Source organism: Duganella sp. GW821-FHT07G03 (assembly GCF_059418605.1).
Map to the genome: position 1 here is coordinate 89,330 of NZ_JBWKQE010000006.1, position 23,736 is coordinate 113,065.

At 61.1% G+C, this 23,736-nt stretch carries 20 protein-coding genes; 12 read left to right on the forward strand and 8 right to left on the reverse strand.

The window, feature by feature from the left end; genetic code table 11:
- The first annotated feature begins 18 nt into the window (after nt 1–18).
- Genes AC07OK_RS10390 through AC07OK_RS10405 form a run of 4 tightly spaced genes read left to right on the forward strand, consistent with a single transcriptional unit; the run spans nt 19 to nt 5,305 of the window.
- A complete protein-coding gene (locus tag AC07OK_RS10390; RefSeq protein ID WP_494690241.1) occupies nt 19–2,343 on the forward strand; it encodes a glycoside hydrolase family 65 protein in 2,325 nt (774 codons plus the stop codon).
- Nucleotides 2,340–2,981: a beta-phosphoglucomutase gene (gene pgmB, locus AC07OK_RS10395; protein ID WP_494690242.1), complete on the forward strand. Its 642-nt coding sequence runs from the start codon at nt 2,340–2,342 to the stop codon at nt 2,979–2,981. Before AC07OK_RS10390 ends, pgmB begins: the two co-directional genes overlap by 4 nt.
- A 31-nt stretch (nt 2,982–3,012) precedes the next feature.
- Nucleotides 3,013–4,281 (forward strand): MFS transporter, encoded by a 1,269-nt coding sequence (locus tag AC07OK_RS10400; protein ID WP_494690243.1) that lies wholly within the window; start codon nt 3,013–3,015, stop codon nt 4,279–4,281.
- A gap of 10 nt (nt 4,282–4,291) precedes the next feature.
- Entirely contained in the window at nt 4,292–5,305 is a 1,014-nt protein-coding gene (locus AC07OK_RS10405) for a substrate-binding domain-containing protein (protein WP_494690244.1), read from the forward strand.
- Nucleotides 5,306–5,337: 32 nt separating this feature from the next.
- Here AC07OK_RS10405 and AC07OK_RS10410 read toward each other — a convergent pair whose 3' ends face one another.
- The 4 genes from AC07OK_RS10410 to AC07OK_RS10425 all read right to left on the reverse strand — a co-directional run bounded on the left by AC07OK_RS10410 (nt 5,338) and on the right by AC07OK_RS10425 (nt 7,749).
- A complete protein-coding gene (locus AC07OK_RS10410; protein WP_494690245.1) occupies nt 5,338–6,426 on the reverse strand; it encodes a type I restriction endonuclease in 1,089 nt (362 codons plus the stop codon).
- A gap of 183 nt (nt 6,427–6,609) precedes the next feature.
- On the reverse strand, nt 6,610–7,035 hold the full coding sequence (locus AC07OK_RS10415) for a putative toxin-antitoxin system toxin component, PIN family (RefSeq protein WP_494690246.1): 426 nt from the start codon (nt 7,033–7,035) through the stop codon (nt 6,610–6,612).
- Entirely contained in the window at nt 7,019–7,258 is a 240-nt protein-coding gene (locus AC07OK_RS10420) for a hypothetical protein (protein WP_494690247.1), read from the reverse strand. Before AC07OK_RS10420 ends, AC07OK_RS10415 begins: the two co-directional genes overlap by 17 nt.
- A gap of 95 nt (nt 7,259–7,353) precedes the next feature.
- Nucleotides 7,354–7,749: a RidA family protein gene (locus AC07OK_RS10425; protein ID WP_494690248.1), complete on the reverse strand. Its 396-nt coding sequence runs from the start codon at nt 7,747–7,749 to the stop codon at nt 7,354–7,356.
- Between the two features lie 69 nt (nt 7,750–7,818).
- Here AC07OK_RS10425 and soxR point away from each other — a divergent pair, with 69 nt between their 5' ends.
- The 5 genes from soxR (at nt 7,819) to AC07OK_RS10450 (ending at nt 11,901) form a co-directional block, all read left to right on the forward strand.
- The gene (soxR, locus tag AC07OK_RS10430) at nt 7,819–8,262 is read left to right on the forward strand and encodes a redox-sensitive transcriptional activator SoxR (RefSeq protein ID WP_494690249.1); all 444 of its coding nucleotides are present in this window, start codon (nt 7,819–7,821) and stop codon (nt 8,260–8,262) included.
- A 296-nt stretch (nt 8,263–8,558) separates the two neighbouring features.
- The gene (locus AC07OK_RS10435; RefSeq protein ID WP_494690250.1) at nt 8,559–10,004 is read left to right on the forward strand and encodes a pectate lyase family protein; all 1,446 of its coding nucleotides are present in this window, start codon (nt 8,559–8,561) and stop codon (nt 10,002–10,004) included.
- A 29-nt stretch (nt 10,005–10,033) separates the two neighbouring features.
- The gene (locus tag AC07OK_RS10440) at nt 10,034–10,372 is read left to right on the forward strand and encodes a hypothetical protein (protein WP_494690251.1); all 339 of its coding nucleotides are present in this window, start codon (nt 10,034–10,036) and stop codon (nt 10,370–10,372) included.
- 136 nt (nt 10,373–10,508) lie between these two features.
- Nucleotides 10,509–11,240: an SDR family NAD(P)-dependent oxidoreductase gene (locus tag AC07OK_RS10445; protein WP_494690252.1), complete on the forward strand. Its 732-nt coding sequence runs from the start codon at nt 10,509–10,511 to the stop codon at nt 11,238–11,240.
- Nucleotides 11,241–11,250: 10 nt separating this feature from the next.
- Complete coding sequence (locus AC07OK_RS10450) at nt 11,251–11,901, forward strand: DsbA family protein (protein WP_494690253.1); 651 nt, start codon at nt 11,251–11,253, stop codon at nt 11,899–11,901.
- Between the two features lie 48 nt (nt 11,902–11,949).
- Here AC07OK_RS10450 and icmF read toward each other — a convergent pair whose 3' ends face one another.
- The 3 genes from icmF to AC07OK_RS10465 all read right to left on the reverse strand — a co-directional run bounded on the left by icmF (nt 11,950) and on the right by AC07OK_RS10465 (nt 20,068).
- The gene (gene icmF, locus AC07OK_RS10455; protein ID WP_494690254.1) at nt 11,950–15,249 is read right to left on the reverse strand and encodes a fused isobutyryl-CoA mutase/GTPase IcmF; all 3,300 of its coding nucleotides are present in this window, start codon (nt 15,247–15,249) and stop codon (nt 11,950–11,952) included.
- A gap of 106 nt (nt 15,250–15,355) precedes the next feature.
- Nucleotides 15,356–18,919 (reverse strand): indolepyruvate ferredoxin oxidoreductase family protein, encoded by a 3,564-nt coding sequence (locus tag AC07OK_RS10460; protein ID WP_494690255.1) that lies wholly within the window; start codon nt 18,917–18,919, stop codon nt 15,356–15,358.
- Nucleotides 18,920–19,135: 216 nt separating this feature from the next.
- Nucleotides 19,136–20,068, reverse strand: a complete 933-nt coding sequence (locus tag AC07OK_RS10465; RefSeq protein WP_494690256.1) for a LysR substrate-binding domain-containing protein — start codon at nt 20,066–20,068, stop codon at nt 19,136–19,138.
- A gap of 129 nt (nt 20,069–20,197) precedes the next feature.
- Here AC07OK_RS10465 and AC07OK_RS10470 point away from each other — a divergent pair, with 129 nt between their 5' ends.
- Nucleotides 20,198–21,418: an HD-GYP domain-containing protein gene (locus AC07OK_RS10470; RefSeq protein ID WP_494690257.1), complete on the forward strand. Its 1,221-nt coding sequence runs from the start codon at nt 20,198–20,200 to the stop codon at nt 21,416–21,418.
- Between the two features lie 9 nt (nt 21,419–21,427).
- Here AC07OK_RS10470 and AC07OK_RS10475 read toward each other — a convergent pair whose 3' ends face one another.
- A complete protein-coding gene (locus AC07OK_RS10475; RefSeq protein WP_494690258.1) occupies nt 21,428–22,471 on the reverse strand; it encodes a GGDEF domain-containing protein in 1,044 nt (347 codons plus the stop codon).
- 464 nt (nt 22,472–22,935) lie between these two features.
- On the opposite strand from AC07OK_RS10475, the gene AC07OK_RS10480 reads away from it, so the two are divergent.
- Together AC07OK_RS10480 and AC07OK_RS10485 are read left to right on the forward strand one after the other, a co-directional pair.
- Entirely contained in the window at nt 22,936–23,115 is a 180-nt protein-coding gene (locus AC07OK_RS10480; RefSeq protein ID WP_494690259.1) for a Flp family type IVb pilin, read from the forward strand.
- Nucleotides 23,116–23,171: 56 nt separating this feature from the next.
- Nucleotides 23,172–23,702 carry a prepilin peptidase gene (locus AC07OK_RS10485; protein WP_494690260.1) on the forward strand — a complete coding sequence of 177 codons (531 nt, stop codon included), beginning with the start codon at nt 23,172–23,174 and terminating at the stop codon, nt 23,700–23,702.
- Nucleotides 23,703–23,736 lie beyond the last annotated feature (34 nt).

Genomic DNA, 23,736 nt, shown 5'->3' on the forward strand with positions numbered 1-23,736 from the left:
ATTTTTAAGGAATACGCTGTGCAACAACACACCTATCCCCTCGAAGCCTGGTGCATCCGCGAGACCAGTTTCGACACCGACTCCCACTTTCTCGACGAGACCCTGTTCGCGCTGGGCAACGGCTACATCGGCCTGCGCGGCACCGGCGAGGAGGGCTACAGTGGCCCGGCCGGCACCTCGCTCGATGGCACTTACCTGAACGGTTTCTACGAGTCGGAACCGATCCAGTACCCGGAGGCGGCCTACGGCCTGGCCAAGGTGAACCAGTTCATGCTGAACGTGCCGAACGCGAAGGGCATCGAGCTGTGGCTGGAGGACGAGCGCTTCGATTTGTTGAGCGGCTCGGTGCAGTCGTATGAGCGGGTGCTGGACTTCCGCACCGGCGTGCTGACGCGCACTGTGGAATGGACCTCGCCGCAGGGCCGCAGCATGCAGCTGCGCAGCCGCCGCCTGGTGTGCTTCGAGAACAAGCATCTGTTCGCGATCGAGTTTGAGGTGACGTCGCTGAACTTCAACGGCCGCATGCGGCTGGTGTCGGCGCTCGATGGCGCGGTCAAGAACCAGGAAGCCGGCGACGATCCGCGTGTGGGTTCGGCGGTGTCCGGCCAGTCGCTGCACATGGTGGCGCACGAACAGAACGTCGGCTTTGCGGCGCTGGTGCAGCGCACGCACAACAGCGGCTTCATGCTGGTCAGCGCCGCCGATACCGAACTGACGGGCGCCGATGCGACCATCGAGATCGCCCAGGTAGAGCAGCGCCTGACGCAGACCTATGAGCTGCAAGCGCAGACCGGTGTGACCATCACGCTGAACAAATATGGCAGCTATTTCTCGTCGCGCGACTACGCCGAGGCGGAGCTGATGTGGCGCAGCAAAGACACGCTGGCCACCGCCAAGGCGGCCGGCTTCGACGGGTTGCGGCTGGCGCAGGAGCAGTACCTGGCCGATTTCTGGCAGCAGGCCGACGTGCAGATCGCCGGCGACGACGCGCTCCAGCAAGGCATCCACTTCAACCAGTTCCACCTGCTGCAATCGGTGGGCCGCGACGGCAAGACCAACATCTCCGCCAAGGGCGTGACCGGTGAGGGCTACGAGGGCCACTATTTCTGGGACACGGAAATCTACATCTTCCCGTTCTTCCTGTACTCGAAGCCGGAGATCGCCCGCAAACTGCTGGAGTACCGCTATGCCGGCCTGCCGAAGGCGCGCGAGCGCGCACGCCAGATGTCGCATGCGACCGGCGCGCTGTACCCATGGCGCACCATCGCCGGTGACGAATGCTCGGCCTACTTCCCGGCAGGGACGGCGCAGTACCACATCAACGCCGATATCGCCTACTCCATCAAGCTGTACATGGAAGCGACGGACGACCAGGAATACCTGGTCAAGCACGGCGCGGAAATCGTCATGGAGACGGCGCGCATCTGGATGGGCATCGGCAGCTATGATCGCGAAGGGCGCTTCTGCATCAACCAGGTGACGGGGCCGGACGAATACACGGCGCTGGTCAACAACAACTACTACACCAACGCGATGGCGCAGATGCACCTGAACTTTGCGGCTTCGATCGCGGAGCAGTTGCAGGCGCTCGAGCCGGCGGAGTTTGCCCGCATCGCCGCCGCTACCGCGCTGGATGCGAACGAGCCGGCCGCATGGCGCCGCGCCGCATCGTTGATGAACCTTCCCTACGACGCAGCGCTGCAAATCCACGCGCAGGACGACAGCTTCCTGTCCAAGAAAGTGTGGGATTTCGCCAACACGCCGAAAGAGAACTACCCGCTGCTGCTGAACTACCACCCGATGGTGATCTACCGCCACCAGGTGTGCAAGCAGGCGGACGTGGTGCTGGCGTTGCTGCTGCTGTCCGACCAGTTCACGCTGGAGGACAAGCGCCGCGACTTCGACTACTACGAGGCGGTGACGACGCACGATTCGTCGCTGTCGTCCTGCATCTTCAGCATCATCGCGGCGGAAGTGGGCTACCAGGACAAGGCCTACGACTACTTCATGGAGACCGCGCGCCTCGACCTGGACGACACCCATGGCAACACGCACTACGGCGTGCACACGGCGGCGATGGCCGGCACCTGGATGGGCGTGGCGTATGGCTTCGCGGGCATGCGCGTGGTGGGCGGCGAGCTGCATTTCGCGCCGTCGGTGCCTAAGCAGTGGCAGCACTACACGTTCAAGATCCATTTCAAGGGTGCGCTGCTGGAGGTGCACGTGGAGCCGGGCCGCGCGGACTACCGCCTGCTGCAAGGCGAGGCCCTGAACTTTACCCATGGCGGCGAACCCGTCGCACTGACGCTGTCGCAACCGACGCAATCGAGGAGTTTTGCATGAGCCGCTTTAAAGCCGTTATCTTTGACCTGGACGGCGTCATCACCGACACCGCCCACTATCACTACCTGGCGTGGAAGCGCCTGGCGGAGTCGCAGGGCGTGCATTTCGACCACGCCTTCAACGAGAATCTGAAGGGAATCGACCGTATGGGATCGCTGGACCTGATCCTGGCTTCGTCCAAGCGGGCGTACACTACGGAGGAAAAGCTGGCGCTGGCGGACGAGAAGAACCTGCATTACCAGGAGCTGATCGCCACCATGTCCGCAGCCGATCTGCTGCCGGGCGCGGTGCGCGCGCTCGACACGGTGCGTGCGCGCGGCCTGCGTATCGGCCTGGCTTCGGTCAGCAAGAATGCCTTTACGGTGCTGGGCCGCCTGGGCATCACCGATAAATTCGATTACGTGGTCGATGCGGCGACCATCGCGCGCGGCAAGCCGGACCCGGAGATCTTCCTCAAGGCGGCGCGGGAACTGGGCGTGGCGCCGGAAGACTGCCTCGGCGTGGAGGATGCGGTGGCCGGCGTGGCCTCGATCAAGTCGGCCGGCATGTTCGCACTGGGGATAGGCCATCCCTTTGTGCTCACTCAGGCCGACGTGGTCATCACGAGCCTGAGCGACTTCAATCTCGAATCATACTAAATTATATAAATAATAAAAATTCGGAGACAGTATGAAGAACAATCGCATTCTATTTGCGCTATTTCTGATTTACTTTGTATTTGCGATCCTGCTCAATAGCGTGGGCACGGTCATCCTTCAGGTCATCAACAACTACGGCATTACCAAGTCCAGCGCCAGTGTGCTGGAAGGGTTCAAGGATTTGCCGATTGCCGCAGTGTCGTTCCTGATCGCGTCCTTCCTGCCGCGCCTTGGCTACAAGAAGGCCATGCTGGCCGGGTTGGCCATCGTCACCGCCGCCTGCGTGGCGATGCCGGTGCTGCCGTCGTTCGCCACCACCAAGCTGTTGTTCTTCTGCGTCGGTGTATCGTTCGCGCTGGTGAAGGTGTCGGTGTATTCGACGCTGGGCTTGATCGCCGCCGACCGCAAGCAGCACGCCAGCATCATGAATCTGCTGGAAGGCTTCTTCATGGTCGGTGTGCTGAGCGCCTACTGGGTGTTCGGCTACTTCATCGATTCGGCCGATCCGCTGTCGCACAGCTGGTTGCAGGTGTACTGGGTGCTGGCGGTGTTGTGCGCGCTGACGTTCGCGCTGTTGCTGACCACTCCCTTCAACGAGGATATGGCGGCGCTGCCGCAAGGCCGCAGCATCGCGCAGGACTTCGCCGCCATGCTCAAGCTGTTCTTCAAGCCGTTGGTATGCGTGTTCGTCATCACGGCGTTCCTGTATGTGCTGATCGAGCAAAGCGTGGGCACCTGGCTGCCGACGTTTAACAACGAGATCCTGAAGCTGCCGGCGGCGATGAGCGTGCAGGTGACCAGCATCTTTGCGGCCTGCCTGGCCATCGGGCGCCTGTCGGCCGGCGTGTTGATGCGCAAATTGAACTGGTATCCGGTGATGAATGCCTGCGTGATCGGCATGGCGGCGATGGTGCTGCTGGCGCTGCCGTTGACGCACGACGTGGTGGCCGATCCGAACATCAGCTGGTCCAGCGCGCCGCTGGCGACGTTCCTGTTTCCGCTGATCGGATTGTTCATGGCGCCGATCTACCCCGGCATCAATTCGGTGATGCTCAGCTCCCTGCCGAAGAACCAGCATTCGGCCATGACCGGCTTGCTGGTGATTTTTTCGGCACTGGGCGGCACCACCGGCTCGCTGATCACCGGCTACGTGTTCGGCAACTTCAGCGGCCACTTCGCCTTCTACCTGACCTTGGTGCCCATCTCTATCGTCTTGATTATGTTGTATTTTTTCAAAAAAGCAGTAGATGAAGGTGGTGGTGGTTTCGACCCGTCCGCTATAATCAGCGGTCAACATTGAGCAACTGTCTATGAACCTGGAGCGTCTCGCGAACTTACTCGGCATGTCGAAAACCACGGTGAGCCGGGCGTTAAACGGTTACCCCGAAGTCAACGGCCGGACCCGCGAGCGTGTGCTGAAGGCGGCCAAGGAGAACGGCTACCAGGCCAATCCGATGGCGCGCTCGCTGGCGTTGGGACGCACCAATGTGTTCGGGATCATCTATCCGCTGCTGCCGGCGGACCTGGGCGATCCGATGTTCCTCGATGTGGTGGCCGGCATGTCGGCCGCGCTGGAGCAGGTCAGCAAGAACCTGATCATCGCGCCAGTGTCGCCGGCGGCGGAGCAGCCGTCGTACCAGCAGATCGTGCGCGGGCGGCGGGTGGATGGCCTGGTGGTCAGCCGCACGCTGGTGCGCGATGAGCGCATCGCCTTCCTGAGCAAATCCAAATTCCCCTTTGTCGCGCATGGCCGCACGCAGCTTGATGCGCCGTATGCGTGGTTCGACTACGACAACGCGGCGGGCATCCGCATGGCGATGGAGCGCTTGCTGGGATTGGGCCATCAGCGCGTGGCATTGGTCAGCGCGCCGCTGGAATTGAACTTCGCCCGCCAGCGCAAGGACGCCTTTGTGGCGGCGATGGCGTCGGCCGGGCTGGAAGTGGATACGCGCTACCTGATCGACAACACGCTGGACCGCCGCAGCGGTTACCAGGCGATGCAGCAGTTGCTGGCGTGTTCGCCGCGCCCTACTGCCGTCATCGTCGACAATCACCTGTCAGGCGTTGGTGCGGTGCGCGCGCTGCTCGATGCGGGCATCGACATCGGCAAGGAGATGTCGGTCATCGTCTGGGGCAGCATGGCCGACACGCTGGCCGGCGTCGACGTCACCACCATCGACCAACCCGACGCCCACAAAGCCGGCGCCCGCATGGTCGACATGCTGCTGGCGCTGGTGGACGGCAAGCCGGCCAGCGAGCTGCAAGAGTTGTGGCAGCCGGTGCTGTTGGCGGGATCAACTGTTGGAGCCCGTTCGATAACTTGATAGTGAGGCGATGATACGCATCGCCTCGATTGTCAGCTTTTTGCCGCCTCGGGTGGAAGGTGGAACAGGATGGTCGCCTTTAGCTGTTCAGCATGTTTGTAAAGATCGTCGAGGTGATCCAGTGCTACTCGCTCCTCCTCCTTTTTGTCGTTGAATAGGCCGAGCGACAGTTTTTGAAGATTATTGAAACGCAATCGGCACACGGGTTTACGATTGTTATCGTCAAGTAGTATCGCGCAATAACTTTGCGAGTCTCGCATGACAATTCGGCGAGGATTGACTACGTCGCGCAAGATTGATCTGACGATATGCAAGCCTTCAATTTCTTCCGCCGTGGTAATGATCGTAGCGTCATCAACGCCTTCAGGGATCATCACGGGTGTCTGCTCCGGTGCTGGCGACGATTCAGGCGTCATCGCGCCTTTCAGACGATCATTGATGCGCTCACCCAATAATTGTTCGAATGCCCTCTTTGTGATGATCGTGAACTGATCTTTTACTGTTGGCGTGAAGCGCTTCCCAGCTAGAAGATCAGATGACAAAAGTCTGACAAAATCTTCCGATGGATTGAGCATCCATTCGGCGAGTCGGTTTTGGATTGCACGTGTATATTTCAGATCGTTTGCCGTTGTGAGTATGGTATCCACATCGAACATTGTCTTGGCGAATTTTTTGAGCTCGTCAACATCGCGCTCTTTGAAATCCAGGATATTGAACTCAAAAAAGGGTTTTTCATCCATCTTGTTGGGTTGCTCAAGATCGGTAAAAAACTTGTAGGTCAAACCGTTCGTTAGCACGCCAAACCGCGCAGCGGTGACATGAAAATACCTGAATAGCTGCCCGGCATGGTTGATGTTGAGGTCGGCGCCGCTTTTTTTGCATTCAAAAAGCATGATGGGCTTGCCTTCGCGAAGTACCGCGTAATCAACCTTTTCGCCCTTTTTGGTGCCTACATCCGCGATCAGTTCTGGTGTGACTTCCGTGGGATCAAAGACGTTATATCCAAGAATTTGAATGAACGGCATGATCATTGCGTTCTTGGTAGCCTCTTCCGTTTGAATCAAATCCTTTGAAGTTGTAACTCGTGCCGCTAGTGCCCTTAGTTGGTCGATCAGATCCATTACTGCTCCCTAGCTCTATCAGTTTTAAAGTGAAACAAGTCGTCTCTGTCCAAATGAAACAACAAGTAAGTTTTGCATAATTTTTAAATAATTAGCAATAAATAAATTCATCTGGATGGCTGGAAATTATCGAAGTGATCAAAGATGAGACAAATTGTTGGGCACTGGGAAAGCTCAATCAGATTAGGGGGATGGTGGCAATAATACGTTTAGGGCTTCTCTTGGGGTCCATATGTGGACGCCTTGAAGCTGCCGTAAGACGAGCAGATCTTTGTCGCCGGAAATTATCGCGTCTGCTTGTGCGGACTGAGCGCAAGCCAGAACGATATCGTCCTTGGGATCTCGCGACAGGAGTGGAATTATGGAGGGAAGGCTGACTCGGATCGAAATATTTCTATACATCGTGAGCATGCTTTGTGGATCGGCGCGGCTAACGGCTAATCGCTTGGCAAACTTCGGACGAGTCAAAACATCTAGCAGCTCCGTCAGTAGCTCCTGGCAAGTGTAAGGAACGAAAAGTTTCTGGCTGACGCAGGCTAATAATTTTTGCGGTGTCCCGTGCCAAAGTAACCCTGACACTATAGTATTTGTATCAAGGACGAACCGCATTTTCTTCTTCTCTGGCGGCGCGGATTTCTGCCTGAACTTCTTCAGGGGTCATCGGAATGTCGCCAGCAGCAGCCAATCTGTCTGCTACCGAGAAAATATATTCAAATGCGCGCCGTCGTATTTCTTCTTGGAGAATTTCTGCAATGGTATTGGCTTCCAGAAGGCCTATTTCTTGAGCGTCTTTCGCTAATTCTTCTGGGAGCGAAATTTGAAGTGTGACCATGACTACCTCCGGATTTGATCGTGCCTTATCAGTGTAGTACGACATGAGGGACGGCGAAAGGCTGGAGGTGTTGATCTGCCTCCTGCTGCGCTGGATTAGCCGATGACTGCGGTGGCTTCGATCTCGAATAGCATGCCATCAAGTGCCAGGCGCGGCACGGGGATCAGCGTGCAGGCTGGGGCGGGGTGGTCGCCCCACATGGCGCGCAGCGCGCTGCTGAAGATGGTCAGGCGCGCTTCGTTGTGATCGACGATCAGTGCCGTGACCTTGGCGACGTCGGTCAGCTTGGCGTCCGCTGCGGCCAGCGCGGTTTGTAGATTGGCCAGCGCCTGCTGGACCTGCGCTTCGAAACTTTCCGATAGCACGCCATCGATATTCTCGCCGCCCTGGCCGGCGATGTAGATGATGCGCACCGGCGCTTCGGCGACGACGACGTGGCTGTATCCGTTGGGGCGGGGATCGTATAGTCCGGTGGGGTTGATGAATTTCATGGCGTCCTTCAGGCAGTAAATGTGCAGACACTATAAAATCTCAACTTAACTTGAGGTCAAGGATTTTATATGGCATCTCCTCCGAAGGAACTCGGCGTCGGCGAGCTGGCCGAGCGCGCCGGCGTGGCAGTATCGGCGCTGCATTTTTATGAAGCCAAGGGATTGATCCACTCGGTCCGCTCCAGCGGCAACCAGCGGCGCTATGCGCGCTCGGTGCTGCGGCGGCTGGCGGTGATCAAGGTGGCGCAGCGCGTCGGCCTGCCGCTGGCGGCGATCGCGCAGGCATTGGATGCGCTACCGTCGGGACGAACGCCCACTGTTGCGGACTGGCGCCGTCTCTCCGCAGCGTGGAAGCTGGAGCTGGAAGAACGCATCAAGACGCTGACGCAATTGCGCGATCAGCTGGATGGCTGCATCGGCTGCGGATGCCTGTCGCTGAGGGCCTGTCCGCTGCGAAACGCGCAGGATACGCTGGCGCAGGAGGGCGCCGGACCGCACTTCGAGTCCCGTTGAAAGCTTGTTGTTTATTTTTTTCTTACGGATTAGTATTCGATCAATCGTCGTCGGTGTGCATTCTTAGGCCGGCTTCGATCCTTGACCTGCGCGACCTCGGCTACCAGCCCTCGTCGCAACGGCGACAGGTACGCAAGGTGCCTGTTTCAGTCATCGCAGTCGGATGCTGAATGTTTATCCAGACCCACCCAGTTGGCATATATCGACCCTGACTCGCTCCGGCGCGCACGGCACCAACACGTGGGTACGAATCGTCACTTGCATTGCCAGTTACTTTCAAAAAAATGGAGACAACCTTGAAATATTCACTCATCGCCGCCGGCATTCTGCTGGCGTCCGCCGCGCAGGCCGCAACGATAGACGCCAAGACCCTGGTCGGCGCCAGCACCCCTCTGCAAACGGCCCAATACGGTGTGCGCAATTACTCGGCGCCGGTGCTGGTCAGCGGCTTGCACGATCCCGCCAACTACATGGCCGCGCCCAAGCTGCCGGTGTGGCAGTTCGCCTCGGCCGATCCGACCGGCGGGGTGCTGACCTTCGAGCGCAATAGCGCGCCTGCCACCGGCTGGCATGCCCGCACGCGCAAGACGCCAGTGCTGGTGACGGGCGGCGGATCGGCCACCGCCAACCGCATCTACACCGTGTACAACGGCCAGCAGCTGATCGCCGCCATCAACGAAGCCGGCAACGAGCCGAAGATCATCCGTGTGATCGGCCACATCGATCTGCGCTGGAGCCAGAACAACACGGTCTTCAAGGAATACACCAGCTATTCGGACCAGAAGCTGGGCGGTTCGATCAGCCTGCCGTCGAACACCACGCTGGTCGGCGTCAACGATGCCCAGGGCCGCGCGGCCCGCATCACCGGCACGGCGTTGCTGATCGGCGGAGAGCTGGCGTTGGCGGCCGGTGGCGATCCCGAAGCGGACTTCAAGAAGTGGATCGCCGACGGCAAGGACGGCGACGATTATCCGACCTGGACCCGCAACGTCATCGTGCGTAACCTGGTGCTCGATACGCCGTGGGACGTTAATCCCGAGGACTCGGCCAATGCCTATGCCGACGGCCTGACGGTATCGCGTGGACAGAATATCTACCTCGATCATTTGACCATCACCGACGGCGACACGCCGGATTCGCTGGCCATTGCCCCTTACACCACGCGGCACGACGGCGCGCTCGATGTGGTACGCGGCAGCGACTACGTCACCATCTCCAACAGCTACTTCGGCAAGCACCACAAGACCACGCTGGTGGGCAACGGCGACTCCGGCCGCGCATGGAGTGACGAGGGCCGCATGCACGTGACCTTCAGCGGCAACTGGTGGGATGGCGCGACCACGCGCTTGCCGTTGAATCGCTATGGCCAGGTTCATATGTTCAACAACCTCGTCACCGGCAGCGTCTCCACCAAGGATGCCGATATCAAGTTCGAAAGCGGTACGGACGCGCGCTATCACTCGAGCATGCTGATCGAAAACCACTACTACAACATCACGGGTCTCAAGCTGACTGAGTTCTGCGGCAAGGCCATCAAGGGCAAGGACTACACCGGCTTCCGTTCGTCCGGCCACGTCTTCGTCAGCGACAAGTCGGGCACCAACCTGGTCGACGGCCAGTGCGGTCTCGCCTTGCCTAGCACCGCCAACCTGTGGACGCCGCCGTATCTGTACGCGCTGCAGACCGCGACGGCCACGCAGACCTCTGTGCCTGCCAACGCCGGCGCCGGCAAATTGAAGTAATCGCACTCACATCTGAAAGGCGGAAACCCATGTTTTTCAAACGATTGAGTTTTATCTTCGCGCTGTGCCTGGCGGCCGGGGCGGCCCAGGCCGCGCTGGTGGTCGACACGGGTACGCCGTCGAACGCCGTCGGCAGCGGCTGGGCGTTCAACAGCAACCATAGCTACGCCGGCCAATTCTCGGTGACTGGCGCGCTGACCATAGACAGCATCGCCGGCTATTTCAGCACGGATGCGGGCACGGTGGGCGTGAGCTTGTTCAGCAACAGCGCAGACGGCGACGGCGGCTTCATACCGGGCGGCATGCTGTCGTCGGCCTGGCCGGCATCGGTGCGCTGGCTCGCCGCCGCAAGCAATAATGAACAATGATGTGGTCACTATTCATTACATGACGTAACTACTTTTTGTCAGTTGGCCGTATTTATCTGTCTCCGCCTCCGGCGTACAGTGGTTTCATCCGATCGTTAGAGGTCGGATGAAACCGACCACTTACTTGGAGAGCATCATGAGCCAGCAACAACAAAAAACCATCATCGTCACCGGCGCGTCGCAAGGCATAGGCGCGGGTGTCGTCAATGCTTTCCTGGCGCGCGGCTACAACGTCGTCGCCACCTCGCGCAACATCGGCAGCAGCGCCACGTTTGCGCCCTCGGACCGGCTGGCGCTGGTCGATGGCGACATTGCCGAAAAGGCGACCGCGGTTAGGATCGTCGATACCGCCATGAAGAAATTCGGCGGCATCGATGGCCTGGTCAACAATGCCGGCATCTTCATCGCCAAGCCCTTCCTGGAATATACCCAGGAGGACTTCAACGCGCTGGTGCGCACCAACCTGGAAGGCTATCTGCACATCAGCCAACTGGTGATCCGGCAGATGCTGGCGCAGCAGCGCGGCGGCAGCATCGTCGGCATCAGCAGCACCCTGGTCGACGCGCCCAACGCCGCCCTGACGGCGTCCGTGCCGATGATGATCAAGGGCGGCATCGATGCCATCAGCCGCAGCCTGGCCTCGGAGTTTGCCAAGGACGGAATCCGCGTCAATGTGGTGTCGCCGGGCTCGGTCGACACGCCGCTGTTGAAAGGCATTCCGCAAGACTTCCTGAAGTCGCTGCACCCGATGGGCACCATCTCCAGCGTCGAGGACATCGCCGATGCGGTGGTGTACCTGACAGAGGCCAAACAAGTTACCGGCGAAGTGCTGCGGGTGGACGGCGGCGCGCACAATGGCAAGTGGTAGGAGGCCAATCATGAAGTTGATCTATGTTGGTGATCCCATGTGCTCGTGGTGCTATGGCTTTGGCAATGAAATGACAGCGCTGTCGGAACGCCACCCGGAGCTGCCGGTGGAAATCCTGGTCGGCGGATTGCGCGCCGGCGCCACCGATGTGCTGGACGACAGCGGCAAGCAGTTCCGCCTCGCGCACTGGGCGCGGGTCGAGGAAAGCAGCGGTTTGCCCTTCAATCGCAAGGCCTTGATGGCGCGTGAGAACTTCGTCTACGACACCGAGCCGATATGCCGGGCGGTTGTGACGGCGCGCCGCGTGGCGCCCGGTGCCGACCAATTGGCGGTGTTCCGCGCACTGCAAAGGGCGTTCTATGTCGATGGCCTCGACACCACCGACGGCGCGGTGCTGGCCCGGACCGCCGTCGCGGAACTGCAAGGACAGGGCGTTGCGATGGAGGTCGCCGCTTTCCTGGCGGCGTGGTCGCAGCCCGCGACGATCGCCGACACGCTGGCCGAATTCGCCAAGGTGCGTGCGATGGGCATCCGCAGCTTCCCGGCATTGCTGCTCGAAGCCGATGGCCGGCGGATCGGCATCAGTCCCGGATATGCCAACGTGGATCAACTGGAGCGCCAGCTTGACGACGCGCTGCGAACGTTGGCGGAGGCGGCGTGAGATAGAAGCAAACAAGGGGGCAGCGAGCCGCCCCCCCTTCCTGCGGCCTTACATATTGCGGCGGTACTGGCCGCCGACTTCGAACAGCGCCGTCGTGATCTGGCCCAGCGAGCAGACGCGCACGGCGTCCATCAGCTTTTCAAACACGTTGGCGTTGTCGATGGCGGCTTGCTGCAGGGCCGCCAGCACGGCCGGCGCGGCGTCCGCATTGCGGGCGTGGAAGTCGTCGAGGCGCGTGAGCTGCGATTGTTTTTCGTCGTCGGTTGAGCGGGCCAGTTCGATCTTTTGCGGCTCGCCGGTCGCCTTCGGATTGCGGAAGGTGTTGACGCCGATGATAGGCAGCGTGCCGTCGTGCTTCTGGTGCTCGTATAGCATCGACTCTTCCTGGATCTTGCCGCGCTGGTAGCCGGTTTCCATCGCACCCAGCACGCCACCGCGCTCGGCGATGCGTTCGAACTCCTGCAGCACCGCTTCTTCCACCAGGTCGGTCAGCTCTTCCATGATGAACGAGCCCTGGTTCGGGTTCTCGTTCTTGGCCAGGCCCCATTCGCGGTTGATGATCAGCTGGATCGCCAGCGCGCGACGCACCGATTCGTCGGTCGGCGTGGTGATCGCTTCGTCGTAGGCGTTGGTGTGCAGCGAGTTGCAGTTGTCGTAGATCGCGATCAGCGCCTGCAGCGTGGTGCGGATGTCGTTGAAGTCGATCTCCTGCGCGTGCAGCGAACGGCCCGAGGTCTGCACGTGGTACTTGAGCTTTTGCGAACGGTCGTTGGCGCCGTACTTGTCGCGCATCGCCACCGCCCACAGGCGGCGCGCCACGCGGCCCAGCACCGTGTATTCCGGGTCCATGCCGTTCGAGAAGAAGAACGACAGGTTCGGCGCGAAGTCGTCGATGTGCATGCCGCGCGCCAGGTAGGCTTCCACAAACGTGAAGCCGTTCGACAGCGTGAACGCCAGTTGCGAGATCGGGTTCGCGCCCGCTTCGGCGATGTGGTAGCCGGAGATCGACACCGAGTAGAAGTTGCGCACCTGGTGGTGGACGAAGTATTCCTGGATGTCGCCCATCACCTTCAGCGAGAACTCGGTCGAGAAGATGCAGGTGTTCTGGCCCTGGTCTTCCTTCAGGATGTCGGCCTGCACGGTGCCGCGCACGTTTTGCAGGACCCAGTCCTTGATCTTGGCCGCTTCGTCGGCGCTAGGCTGGCGCTTGTTCTCTTCGACGAATTTTTCAACCTGCTGGTCGATGGCGGTGTTCATGAACATCGCCAGGATGGTCGGTGCCGGGCCGTTGATGGTCATCGACACCGAGGTGCTCGGGCTGCACAGGTTGAAGCCGTCGTACAGCACCTTCATGTCGTCCAGCGTGGCGATCGATACGCCGGAGTTGCCGACCTTGCCGTAGATGTCAGGACGCAGCGCAGGATCGGCGCCGTACAAGGTCACGGAGTCGAACGCGGTCGACAGGCGCTTGGCGTCCATGCCGGTGGAGACCAGCTTGAAGCGGCGGTTGGTGCGGAAGGCGTCGCCTTCGCCGGCGAACATGCGGGTCGGGTCTTCGCCTTCGCGCTTGAAGGCGAACACGCCGGCCGTGAACGGGAAGGAGCCCGGCACGTTTTCCAGCATCAGGAAGCGCAGCACTTCGCCGTGGTCTTCATAACGCGGCAGGGCCACCTTGCGGATCTTGGTGCCGGACAGGGTGTGCTGGATCAGGCGGGTGCGAATTTCCTTGTCGCGGATTTTGACGACGTAATCGTCGCCCGCGTAGGCGGCCTGCATGTCCGGCCACTGGGCCAGTAGCTTCTTGGCGCCGCCGTCCATCTCGGCATCGCGTTCGGCGATCAGGTCGTCAAAGTCGGCGGTTTTGTGGGCGATTGCCAGCATGCGTTTCGATTCGGTCAGCTGCTGGCGTTCGCGCGCCAGCGTTACCTGCTTGCGCGTAAAGCGGTGGTAGCCGCGCACGGTGTCGGCGATCTCTGCCAGATAGCGCGCGCGTGCCGGTGGCACGATCACGTGTTTGCCGCTGGAGAAGCGCACATCCACCGGCGCCAGCTTGCCCGGCTTGGCCTTCAGGCCGAATTGCGCCAGCTTGGGCAGCAGGCCTTGATACAGCGCGGTCACGCCGTCGTCGTTGAAGCGCGACGCCTGGGTGCCGTAGACCGGCATTTCGTCCGGACGCTTGCTCCACATTTCGCGGTTGCGCTGGTACTGCTTGGCGACGTCGCGCAGCGCGTCCTGCGAACCTTTGCGGTCGAATTTGTTGATGGCGATGAAGTCGGCGAAATCGAGCATGTCGATTTTTTCCAGCTGCGAGGCGGCGCCGAATTCCGGCGTCATCACATACATCGACACGTCGACATGCGGCACGATGGCGGCGTCGCCCTGGCCGATGCCGGAGGTTTCGACGATCACCAGGTCGAAGCCCGCCACTTTGCAGGCGGCGATAACATCGGGCAGCGCCTGCGAAATCTCGGAGCCTGCTTCGCGCGTGGCCAGCGAGCGCATGAAGACGCGGCTTTGAAGCTGGCCATTGGCCGCCCACGGATTGATCGCGTTCATGCGGATCCGGTCGCCCAGCAGCGCGCCGCCGGATTTGCGGCGCGACGGGTCGATCGAGATGATGGCGATGTTGACGGCGTCGCCCTGGTCGAGGCGGATGCGGCGTATCAGTTCATCGGTCAGCGAGGATTTGCCGGCGCCGCCGGTGCCGGTGATGCCCAGCGTTGGCACGGCCAGGCCTTCGGCGGCGGCCAGCAGTTCGGCGCGCAGGGCAGGGGAGGCTTTTTCGTTTTCCAGCGCGGTGATCAGCTGGGCCAGCGGGCGGTGGCGGGCGGCGATGTCGCCTTCCTTTAATGGCGCCAGCGAGGTGGGCGAATAGCTGGACAGGTCGATGTCGCACTGCTGCACCATCCACTGGATCATGCCGACGAGGCCCATGCGCTGGCCGTCTTCCGGGCTGAAGATCTTGGTGACGCCGTAGGCATGCAGGTCGGCGATTTCGTCAGGGACGATGACGCCGCCGCCGCCGCCGAATACCTTGATGTGGGCGCCGCCGCGCGCGCGCAGCAGGTCGATCATGTATTTGAAGTATTCGACGTGGCCGCCCTGGTAGCTGGAGATGGCGATGCCTTGCACATCTTCGGCCAGCGCCGCGGTGACGACTTCGTCGACCGAGCGGTTGTGGCCCAGGTGGACCACTTCGACGCCGTTCGATTGCAGGATGCGGCGCATGATGTTGATCGAGGCGTCGTGGCCGTCGAACAGCGAGGCTGCGGTGACGAAACGGACTTTATTGTTCAGGCGCGGTTGATCCGGCACGGCTACAACTTTCGGAGCGGAGAGGTCGTTCATGGTGTCCCTTGGGATTTTGTGCTTTGTTTGGTTCATTATATGACGTTTACGTTAACGTCAAGTCAAGCGAATTGTGGGGGCAGGCCGCAGCCTGCCCCATGATGCTTTACGCTGCGCGTTGTTGGCCGAATTGCGCCAGCAGGCGTGCCTTCTCGGTACGGAAGGTGGCGACAGCCTTTTCCTTCACGTGGCCGAAGCCGCGCACTTTTTCCGGCAGGCCGGCCAGTTCCACGGCGGTGGCGTGGTTTTCCGGCGACAGCTGGTCCATCAACGAATTGACCAGATCGCGGTATTCGACGATCAGCGCGCGCTCCATCTTGCGCTCCTCGGTGTAGCCGAAGATGTCGAACGCGCCGCCGCGCAGGCCCTTGAACTTGGCCAGCAGCTTGAACGCGCTCCACATCCACGAGCCGAATTCCGCCTTGACCAGATGGCCCTTGGCGTCCTTCTTGGCGAACATCGGCGGCGCCAGGTTGAACTTGACCGAGAAGTCGCCTTCGAACTGCTGCTTGAGCTGTTCGACGAAACGACCGTCGGTGTACAGGCGCGCCACTTCGTATTCATCCTTGTAGGCCATCAGCTTGAAGGCGTACTTGGCGACGGCGGTGGACAGCTTGTTGCCGAGGCCCAGGGCGGTTTCCTTCGCGCGCACCTGCGACACCAGCTGCTCGTAGCTCGAGGCGTAGGCGGCGTTCTGGTAAGCGGTCAGGAACTCGACGCGCTTGTTGATGACGTTCTCCAGGCTTTGCGGCATCTGCATCACGATCGCCTGCGTCGGCATGGCCACGCGCTCGACGCGCTTCAGGTCCACGGCGGCGCGGCGGCCCCACAGGAAGCTTTTCTTGTTGGATGCGATGCCGACGCCGTTGAGCTCAATCGCGCGCAGCAGCGATGCTTCGTTCAATGGGATGCGGCCCTTCTGCCATGCGTAACCGAGCATGAACAGGTTGGCGGCGATGGAGTCGCCCATCAGCGCGGTGGCCAGCTTGGTGGCGTCGATGAATTCGGCGGCGCCGGCACCGACCGATTCCTCGATCAGCGCGCGTACTTCGGCCACCGGATACTGCCAGTCGGCGTTCTGCGCGAAGGTGCCTGGCGGCTGCTCGTGCAGGTTGACGATGGCCAGCGTGCGGCCCGGACGCATCTTCGACACCGCGTCGGCGGCGCCGGCGGTCAGCATGTCGCAGCCGAGGATCACGTCCGCTTCGCCGGTGGCGATGCGTTGCGCGCGCAGGTGGGCCGGGGTCTTCGCGACTTTGACGTGCGAGGTGACCGAACCGTTTTTCTGCGACATGCCGGTCATGTCCAGCACCGACGCGCCCTTGCCTTCCAGGTGCGCGGCCATGCCCATCAGCGCGCCGACGGTGATCACGCCGGTGCCGCCGATGCCGTTGATCAGGATGTTGTACGGCTGGTCGCACGATGGCAGCACCGGTTCCGGCAGGGCGCCGAAGCCGTCGTCGGCGTTGTCCTTGGTGACGCCGGTCTTGGTCTTCTTCAGCGATCCGCCTTCGACGGTGACGAAGCTCGGGCAGAAGCCCTTCACGCACGAGTAGTCCTTGTTGCAGGACGACTGGTCGATGGTGCGCTTGCGGCCGAACTCCGTTTCCTTCGGCAGGATGGAGGTGCAGTTGGACTGGATGCCGCAATCGCCGCAGCCTTCGCACACGGCTTCGTTGATGACCATGCGCTTGGCAGGGTCGGGGAACTCGCCCTTCTTCCGGCGGCGGCGCTTCTCGGCCGCGCAGGTCTGGTCGTAGATCAGCACCGATACGCCGCCCACTTCGCGCAGCTCGCGCTGCACCGCGTCCATGTCCTTGCGGTCGTGCAGGCTGACGATTGATGGCAGCGCGCTGCGGTCGGTGTAGCGGCCCAGGTCTTCGGTGACCAGCGCGATGCGTTTGACGCCTTCGGCCGCCATCTGCTGCGCGATCATCGGCACCGAGGTGATGCCGTCGACCGGCTGGCCGCCCGTCATCGCGACCGCGTCGTTGTAGAGGATCTTGTAGGTCATGTTGACCTTGGCCGCCACGGCCGCGCGGATCGCCAGGTAGCCGGAGTGGAAGTAGGTGCCGTCGCCCAGGTTCTGGAACACGTGCGGAATCTTCGAGAACGCGGCCTGGCCGATCCACGGCGCGCCTTCGCCGCCCATGTGCGTGGTCAGCTTGTTGAACTCGGGGTAGATCGAGGTCGCCATCACGTGGCAGCCGATGCCGGCCAGCGCCAGGCTGCCTTCCGGGACCTTGGTCGAGGTGTTGTGCGGGCATCCGGAGCAGTAGAACGCTGGACGGAACGGGGTGTTGATGGCTTTCTTCAGCACCGCGTCTTTGGCGTCGAGGAAGCTCAGGCGGGCCTTGATATGGTCGCAGGTGACCGGGTCCGAGATCAGGCGCTTGACGCGCGAGGCGATCACGCGCGCCACTTGCGACACGGAGAAGTCAGCCTTGGAGGTCAACAGCCATTCGCCGCGCGGGGCGACCCACTCGCCTTTTTCATCGAACTTGCCGATCACGCGTGGACGCACGTCGTCGCGCCAGTTGTACAGCTGTTCCTTCAACTGGTACTCGACGATCTGGCGCTTTTCCTCGACCACCAGGATCTCGTCCAGGCCCTGCGCGAATTCGCGCACGCTGTCCGGCTCCAGCGGCCATGGCATCGCGACCTTGAACAGGCGCAGGCCGACGTCGGCCGCCATCTTCTCGTCAATGCCCAGTTCCTCCAGCGCTTCCAGCACGTCCAGGTAGGACTTGCCGGAGGCGATGATGCCCAGCTTGGCGTTCGGGCTGGTGATGGTGGTGTGATTGAGTTTGTTCTCGCGCGCATAGGCCAGCGCGGCGTAGATTTTGTAGTCCTGCATCAGCGCTTCCTGATTGCGCGCCTGCTGGCCCAGCGGGATGCTGGACAGGCGCGCGTTCAGGCCGCCCTCCGGCATGACGAAGTCCTGCGGGATCTTGACCTCGACGCGGAACGGATCGGCGTCGACCGAGGCCGACGATTCGACCGTGTCGGCCAATGCCTTGAACGCCACCGTGCAGCCGGAGAAGCGCGACATGGCCCAGCCGTGGATGCCCAGGTCCAGGTATTCCTGCACATTGCATGGGTACAGCAGCGGGATCATCGAGGCCGAGAACAGGTGGTCCGACTGGTGCGGCAGCGTCGACGAATAGGCGCCGTGGTCGTCGCCGGCCACCAGCAGCACGCCGCCGTGCTTGGACGTGCCCGCATGGTTCATATGCTTGAAGACGTCGCCGCAGCGGTCCACGCCCGGGCCCTTGCCGTACCACATGGCGAACACGCCGTCGTACTTGGCTTCGCCGATCAGGTCGACCTGCTGCGAACCCCAGACGGCGGTCGCGGCCAGATCCTCGTTCACGCCCGGCACGAACTGCACGTGGTGCGCTTCCAGGTGCGGCTGGGCTTTCCACAGGTTCTCGTCCAGGCCGCCCAGCGGCGAGCCGCGATAGCCGGAAATGAAACCGGCGGTGTTCAGGCCGGCCGCCTGGTCGCGCACGCGCTGCATCATCGGCAGGCGCACCAGCGCCTGGATGCCGGACAGGAAGATGTCGTCTTTGATCGCGGTGTATTTGTCGTCGAGGCTGACGGTGGTGAGGCGGGATGGGGCGGCGTCTCTGGTGGACGTTGCTGGGCCGTGTGCCGTGGTATCGGGCATGGTGGTGTCTCCGGTGTTGTGTCAGATCGCGCCCAAACTTGGTGGCGCCGGGTAGGCGCGCCAGGATCAGGCCATGGGCCGCATGGTTAGCGGCGTTGCAGGTATTTTAGGCTTAAAAAACCCGCTTTGTAGCAGAGTATGGGCGCTAGTTGACGTATACGGAAATACGGAATGCCGATGGGGGTATAAGAAAAAGTGATGGCTAAGGGAGGGGGCTCAGCCGATGGCGGTCGCGCCCGGCCAAGTGTCGCCGGCGCACAACTGCGCGCTCACTTGCTGCACCAGCCGGCTGACCGCCGCCGCCGCGTTGGTCAGCGGAATATTCTTGGAGGCACATAACACCACCGTGCGCGAAATCGACGGGCTGTGGATGCGGTGGGAGCGCATGGCGCCACGCTCCAGCTCGTCCAGGACGGGCGCGGACGGCAGGATGGTGGCGCCCATGTCGGCCAGGATGGCGGATTTGAGGATGGCGATGGAATTGATCTCGATGACGTTTCCCAGTGTCAGTCCGGCCTCGCGCGCCACGCTTTCGATGCGCGGCCGCACGCCGTGTTGCAGGCCGGGCAGGATCAGCGTGGTTTTCAGCGTCTGCGTCAAGGTGAGTGCCTGCTCACCTTGCGCGTAAGTCGCATCGGCGCGACAGATGAAGCGCAGTTCCTCTTCCACCAGCGGGGTGGTGGCGAACTGGGCCAGCTGGCCGTCGTCGAACAGCACGGCCAGATTGACGCGGCCGGACTTGAGCTGCTCGCTCAGGTTGCCGGTCAGTTCTTCCGTCAGTTGCAGGGTGATTTCGGGATATTGGGCGCGCGTTGCCGTCAACAGCGGCAGCGCCAGCGCGCCGGATATGCTGTGCGGCAGTCCCAGTGTGACCGCGCCGCTGGGGCGTTCGGCCGACTGCGCCACGGCCGAGCGGGCGTCCGCCACCTGCTTGAGGATGGCCTGGGCGTGTTCGTAGAAGATCTTGCCGGCGTCCGTGCTGAGCACGCCCTGTGCCGAGCGGTGCAGCAATTGCACGCCCAGCTCTTCTTCCAGCTGCCTTAACTGTTGGGTCAGTGCCGGTTGTGCAATATGCAGCACCACGGCCGCCCGCGACAGCGAACCGTGATCGACTATGGCTACAAAGTAACGAAGTTGGCGTAATTCCATGGCTTGGGGGACTGTTTACCTAGACAAACAAATGGTAGCACCTGTAAATCTAATCCTGATAGGAAACTATTTGCTATACTGGCATCAACCCTTTCCGCTGTTTCCAGCCTCTTAAAAGTGGGTACCAGTATGTTAAAGAAAGTCGACTCTTCGCAGCTAAAAGTGGGCATGTACATCCATGACCTGAGCTGCGACTGGATGACCCATCCATTCGTCCGCAACCGTTTCCTGATCTCCAGCGAAGACGAAATTCGCAAGATTATCAATGCCGGCATCCATGACGTTGTCATAGACAACAGCAAGGGGTTGGACGTGCAGGACGCGCCGTCGCTGGACGAGGCACAGGCGGCGACCGAACGCGAAATCGTGGAAATCGTCGCCAAGGCGCCGGTCATCACCCGCGTTTCACTGGGCGAGGAAATGAAGCGCGCGGTGCAGATCCGCCACCAGGCGTCGACGCTGGTGCGCACCGTGATGCAGGATGCGCGCCTGGGCAAAGCCATCGAACTCGATCAAGTCCAGCCGGTGGTGCAGAATATCACCGAATCTATCTTGCGCAACCCGGGTGCGCTGGTTGGTTTGCTGCGCATCAAGAACAAGGACGATTACACCTTTTTGCACTCGGTTAGCGTCTGTACGCTGCTGGTGGCATTCTGCCGTTCGCGCGGCTTCGACCCCGAGAGGACCCACCAGGCCGGCCTGGGCGGGCTGCTGCACGACACCGGCAAGGCCCTGGTGCCGGACGCCATCCTGAACAAGCCCGGTCCGCTAACGGACGAGGAATTCGCCATCATCAAGCGTCATCCCCAGGATGGCTACAACATCTTGCTGCAATCGCCGGAGATCGGTCCGATACCGCTGGACATCACGCTGCACCACCACGAACGGCGCGACGGCAGCGGCTATCCGAACAAGCAGGCGGCCGACGAGATCAGCGAATTGGCGCAGATGGCGGCGATTGTCGACGTGTACGACGCCATTACGGCGGACCGCTGCTATCACAAGGGCATGCCGGCGGCGGCGGCCTTGCGCAAGATTTATGAATGGAGCAAGTTCCACTTCAATCCGCAGTTCGCGCAGGAATTTATGCGCTGTGTAGGGATCTATCCGGTCGGCACCATGGTGATGCTGGAGTCGGGACGCCTGGGTGTGGTGATTGAGCCACACGAGACCAATTTGCTGGCGCCCAAGGTCAATGTTTTCTTCAACACCAAGCAAAATCTCTACATCAAGCCGGAAACCATCGATTTGTCGCGGGGGCTGGGCTTTGGCGGCGGCGACAAGATCGTCGGCCACGAATCGCCCAGCAAGTGGAACGTAGATCCCATGCGTTTTCTGACGTTAGCCTGAGGCCGGGGACTAGAAGAACTCGGCGGTATCGTTGGATGCGATGGCTTGCAACATGCCGCCATCGACCAGCTCGTCGTAGTGGCAGGCCAGGTTGCGGCCGTGGCTTTTCGCGTAGTACAGCGCCTGGTCGGCGTGTCCCAGGATGATCACCGGCGCCTCCAGCGCGCTGATGCTGACAAACCCCACGCTGACCGTCACCTTGCCCACTTGCGGGAAATCATGCGACGCCACGTTCGTGCGGAAGCGGTCGATGATCTTCTTGGCGTTGTCCAGGGTGGTCGAGCGCAGCAGCACGACGAATTCCTCGCCGCCGAAACGGAACACGCGGTCTTGCGCGCGGAACGAGGAGGTGAGCAGGTTGGCGATCAGGATCAAGACCTCATCGCCGTATAAATGGCCGAAACGGTCGTTAACATGCTTGAAATGGTCGACATCGACCACGGCCAGCCATTGCTTTTCCTGCTCGTGGTGGCTGCGGCGTTCCGCTTCGCCCGGCAGCGTGAGGGCATCTTGTTCGGTGCTGGCGGCCAGCATCTTGGCCAGTTGGTCGTCGAAGGTCTTGCGGTTGAGCAGGCCGGTCAGCGAATCGCGTTCGCTGTAGTCCAGCAGGTTCTGGAAGTTGCGGTAGACGCTGACGATGCCGCCGATGACGTGGATGGTGTCGCTGGTGTACGGTGTCGGGTTGACGATTTCCAGGCAGGTGTCGGCCTTGTCGCCCAGCCAGATCGGCAGCCACAGCGTGTGCTCGCCCGCCTCGTTGGCGACGTCGGCACCCGATTCGTGGTTGGCGAGGCACTCGGCCAGGGCCGGGATGTTCTCGATGGGTTCGCCGGGATTGTGCAGGTCCGTGGTGTCGACCATGCGCGCCGCTTGGCCGGCGCAGATGATGGTGCGCGGGCGGACAAAGGTCTTGCCCCTGACTGTGGCCAGCGTCAGAACGCGGACCTGGCTGGCGCGTGCAAGTTCCTGCACCGCCGAGATCACGGAGATGTCGAGCATCGTGTGATCGCGGTGGCCGGTCATGTCCACCATGTGTTTCAGTAGGGAATCCATTTTCTTCTCTGGAAAATAATCACACAACCTTGTGTCGAGCCACGTTTCGTACACGCCTATCAAGCCAATCTCTTTGATAGTCAGGCGCACAGTGAAGCTGCAACACGGGGCCTTTCCAAAGAACAGCTAAGCAGGATAATAGCTTTTTGCAATCAAGGCAATTCATGTGTGCGAAAAAAAACATTCCTTGCAACTGTATGCGACCTTTTTCCGACAGCTGGATAACCCCTTCCAGCTTACCGGCCGGGAAACTGATGCAGTTTGACATAAGCCAGCCATGAAGTGTGTCCCGTGCACACATTTTCGTCAAACCCATGAAAATAATGCCACATGGAAAGCTTGCGTCAAGTCAACTCTCGGAAAACTCCGATCCGTATAGTAAGCCTTAATGGCGCGGCACTGGCGATCTGCTAGTCAGCCAACCGCGCCAGGGGTACTTTTTTGACTTTATCCAGGAGTAAATCATGAACTCGCTTATTGCAGCAGCAAAGGTGTTCGCACACGACGAAGACGGGATTACCGCCATTGAATATGGCTTGATCGCGGCGACGATGGCGACGGCGATCGTTACCATCTACGCTTTACTGGGCACGGCGCTGACCACTGCCTTCACCAACCTCGCCACGAGGATCACCAGCGCGTAACCACCTGGCTTTCCAGCCGCAGCCTGGCTGGAAAGCCTTACGTTGGAGAGGCCGTCATGTTGAATGCGATCGAAGTGATCTTGATCTGCCTGGTTGCGCAAGCGGCCGTGACGGATCTGGCCCTGCGCAAAATCCCGAATGTGCTGATCCTCAGCGGCCTGCTGCTGGCGTTGATGCTGCACCTGTTGGGTAGCCAGCACTGGGCGCCGTTGACGCAGTGGGCAGCCGGCAGCCTGGCCGGCTTTTTTTTATTCCTGCCCTTGTATTTATTGCGCGGCATGGCGGCCGGCGACGTCAAGCTGATGGCCATGGTCGGCAGCTTCGTCGGCCCGCTGATGGCGCTGAAGGTGGCGGTGCTGGCCACGCTTGTCGGCGGCCTGATGGGTCTGCTGATGCTCTTGTTTAACGGCCGCTGGCGCGACGGCTGGCGCAACGTGGTGACGATCTGCAAACCGCTACTGCTGCGCAGCCTGGGCTTGCCACTGCAAGCGGTGCCGCTGGCGCCGGGCGCCAGTGTCGGCGGCATCCCCTACGGCCTGGCGATCGCGCTGGCCACGATGGCGATGGTGGCGCTCGCACATCGCTGATCGGCCGCTAGCCACGAATTTGCTGCGCGTCAAT

Excerpts from the sequence above, each read along its gene's own strand:
- AC07OK_RS10475 (WP_494690258.1), bottom strand. The coding sequence starts at position 22,471 with ATGGATTCCCTACTGAAACACATGGTGGACATGACCGGCCACCGCGAT.
- AC07OK_RS10425 (WP_494690248.1), bottom strand. The coding sequence starts at position 7,749 with ATGAAATTCATCAACCCCACCGGACTATACGATCCCCGCCCCAACGGA.
- AC07OK_RS10415 (WP_494690246.1), bottom strand. The coding sequence starts at position 7,035 with ATGCGGTTCGTCCTTGATACAAATACTATAGTGTCAGGGTTACTTTGG.
- AC07OK_RS10480 (WP_494690259.1), top strand. The coding sequence starts at position 22,936 with ATGAACTCGCTTATTGCAGCAGCAAAGGTGTTCGCACACGACGAAGAC.
- AC07OK_RS10485 (WP_494690260.1), top strand. The coding sequence starts at position 23,172 with ATGTTGAATGCGATCGAAGTGATCTTGATCTGCCTGGTTGCGCAAGCG.
- icmF (WP_494690254.1), bottom strand. The coding sequence starts at position 15,249 with ATGAACGACCTCTCCGCTCCGAAAGTTGTAGCCGTGCCGGATCAACCG.
- AC07OK_RS10465 (WP_494690256.1), bottom strand. The coding sequence starts at position 20,068 with ATGGAATTACGCCAACTTCGTTACTTTGTAGCCATAGTCGATCACGGT.
- AC07OK_RS10445 (WP_494690252.1), top strand. The coding sequence starts at position 10,509 with ATGAGCCAGCAACAACAAAAAACCATCATCGTCACCGGCGCGTCGCAA.
- AC07OK_RS10410 (WP_494690245.1), bottom strand. The coding sequence starts at position 6,426 with ATGGATCTGATCGACCAACTAAGGGCACTAGCGGCACGAGTTACAACT.
- AC07OK_RS10450 (WP_494690253.1), top strand. The coding sequence starts at position 11,251 with ATGAAGTTGATCTATGTTGGTGATCCCATGTGCTCGTGGTGCTATGGC.
- AC07OK_RS10440 (WP_494690251.1), top strand. The coding sequence starts at position 10,034 with ATGTTTTTCAAACGATTGAGTTTTATCTTCGCGCTGTGCCTGGCGGCC.
- soxR (WP_494690249.1), top strand. The coding sequence starts at position 7,819 with ATGGCATCTCCTCCGAAGGAACTCGGCGTCGGCGAGCTGGCCGAGCGC.
- pgmB (WP_494690242.1), top strand. The coding sequence starts at position 2,340 with ATGAGCCGCTTTAAAGCCGTTATCTTTGACCTGGACGGCGTCATCACC.
- AC07OK_RS10470 (WP_494690257.1), top strand. The coding sequence starts at position 20,198 with ATGTTAAAGAAAGTCGACTCTTCGCAGCTAAAAGTGGGCATGTACATC.
- AC07OK_RS10460 (WP_494690255.1), bottom strand. The coding sequence starts at position 18,919 with ATGCCCGATACCACGGCACACGGCCCAGCAACGTCCACCAGAGACGCC.
- AC07OK_RS10400 (WP_494690243.1), top strand. The coding sequence starts at position 3,013 with ATGAAGAACAATCGCATTCTATTTGCGCTATTTCTGATTTACTTTGTA.
- AC07OK_RS10420 (WP_494690247.1), bottom strand. The coding sequence starts at position 7,258 with ATGGTCACACTTCAAATTTCGCTCCCAGAAGAATTAGCGAAAGACGCT.
- AC07OK_RS10405 (WP_494690244.1), top strand. The coding sequence starts at position 4,292 with ATGAACCTGGAGCGTCTCGCGAACTTACTCGGCATGTCGAAAACCACG.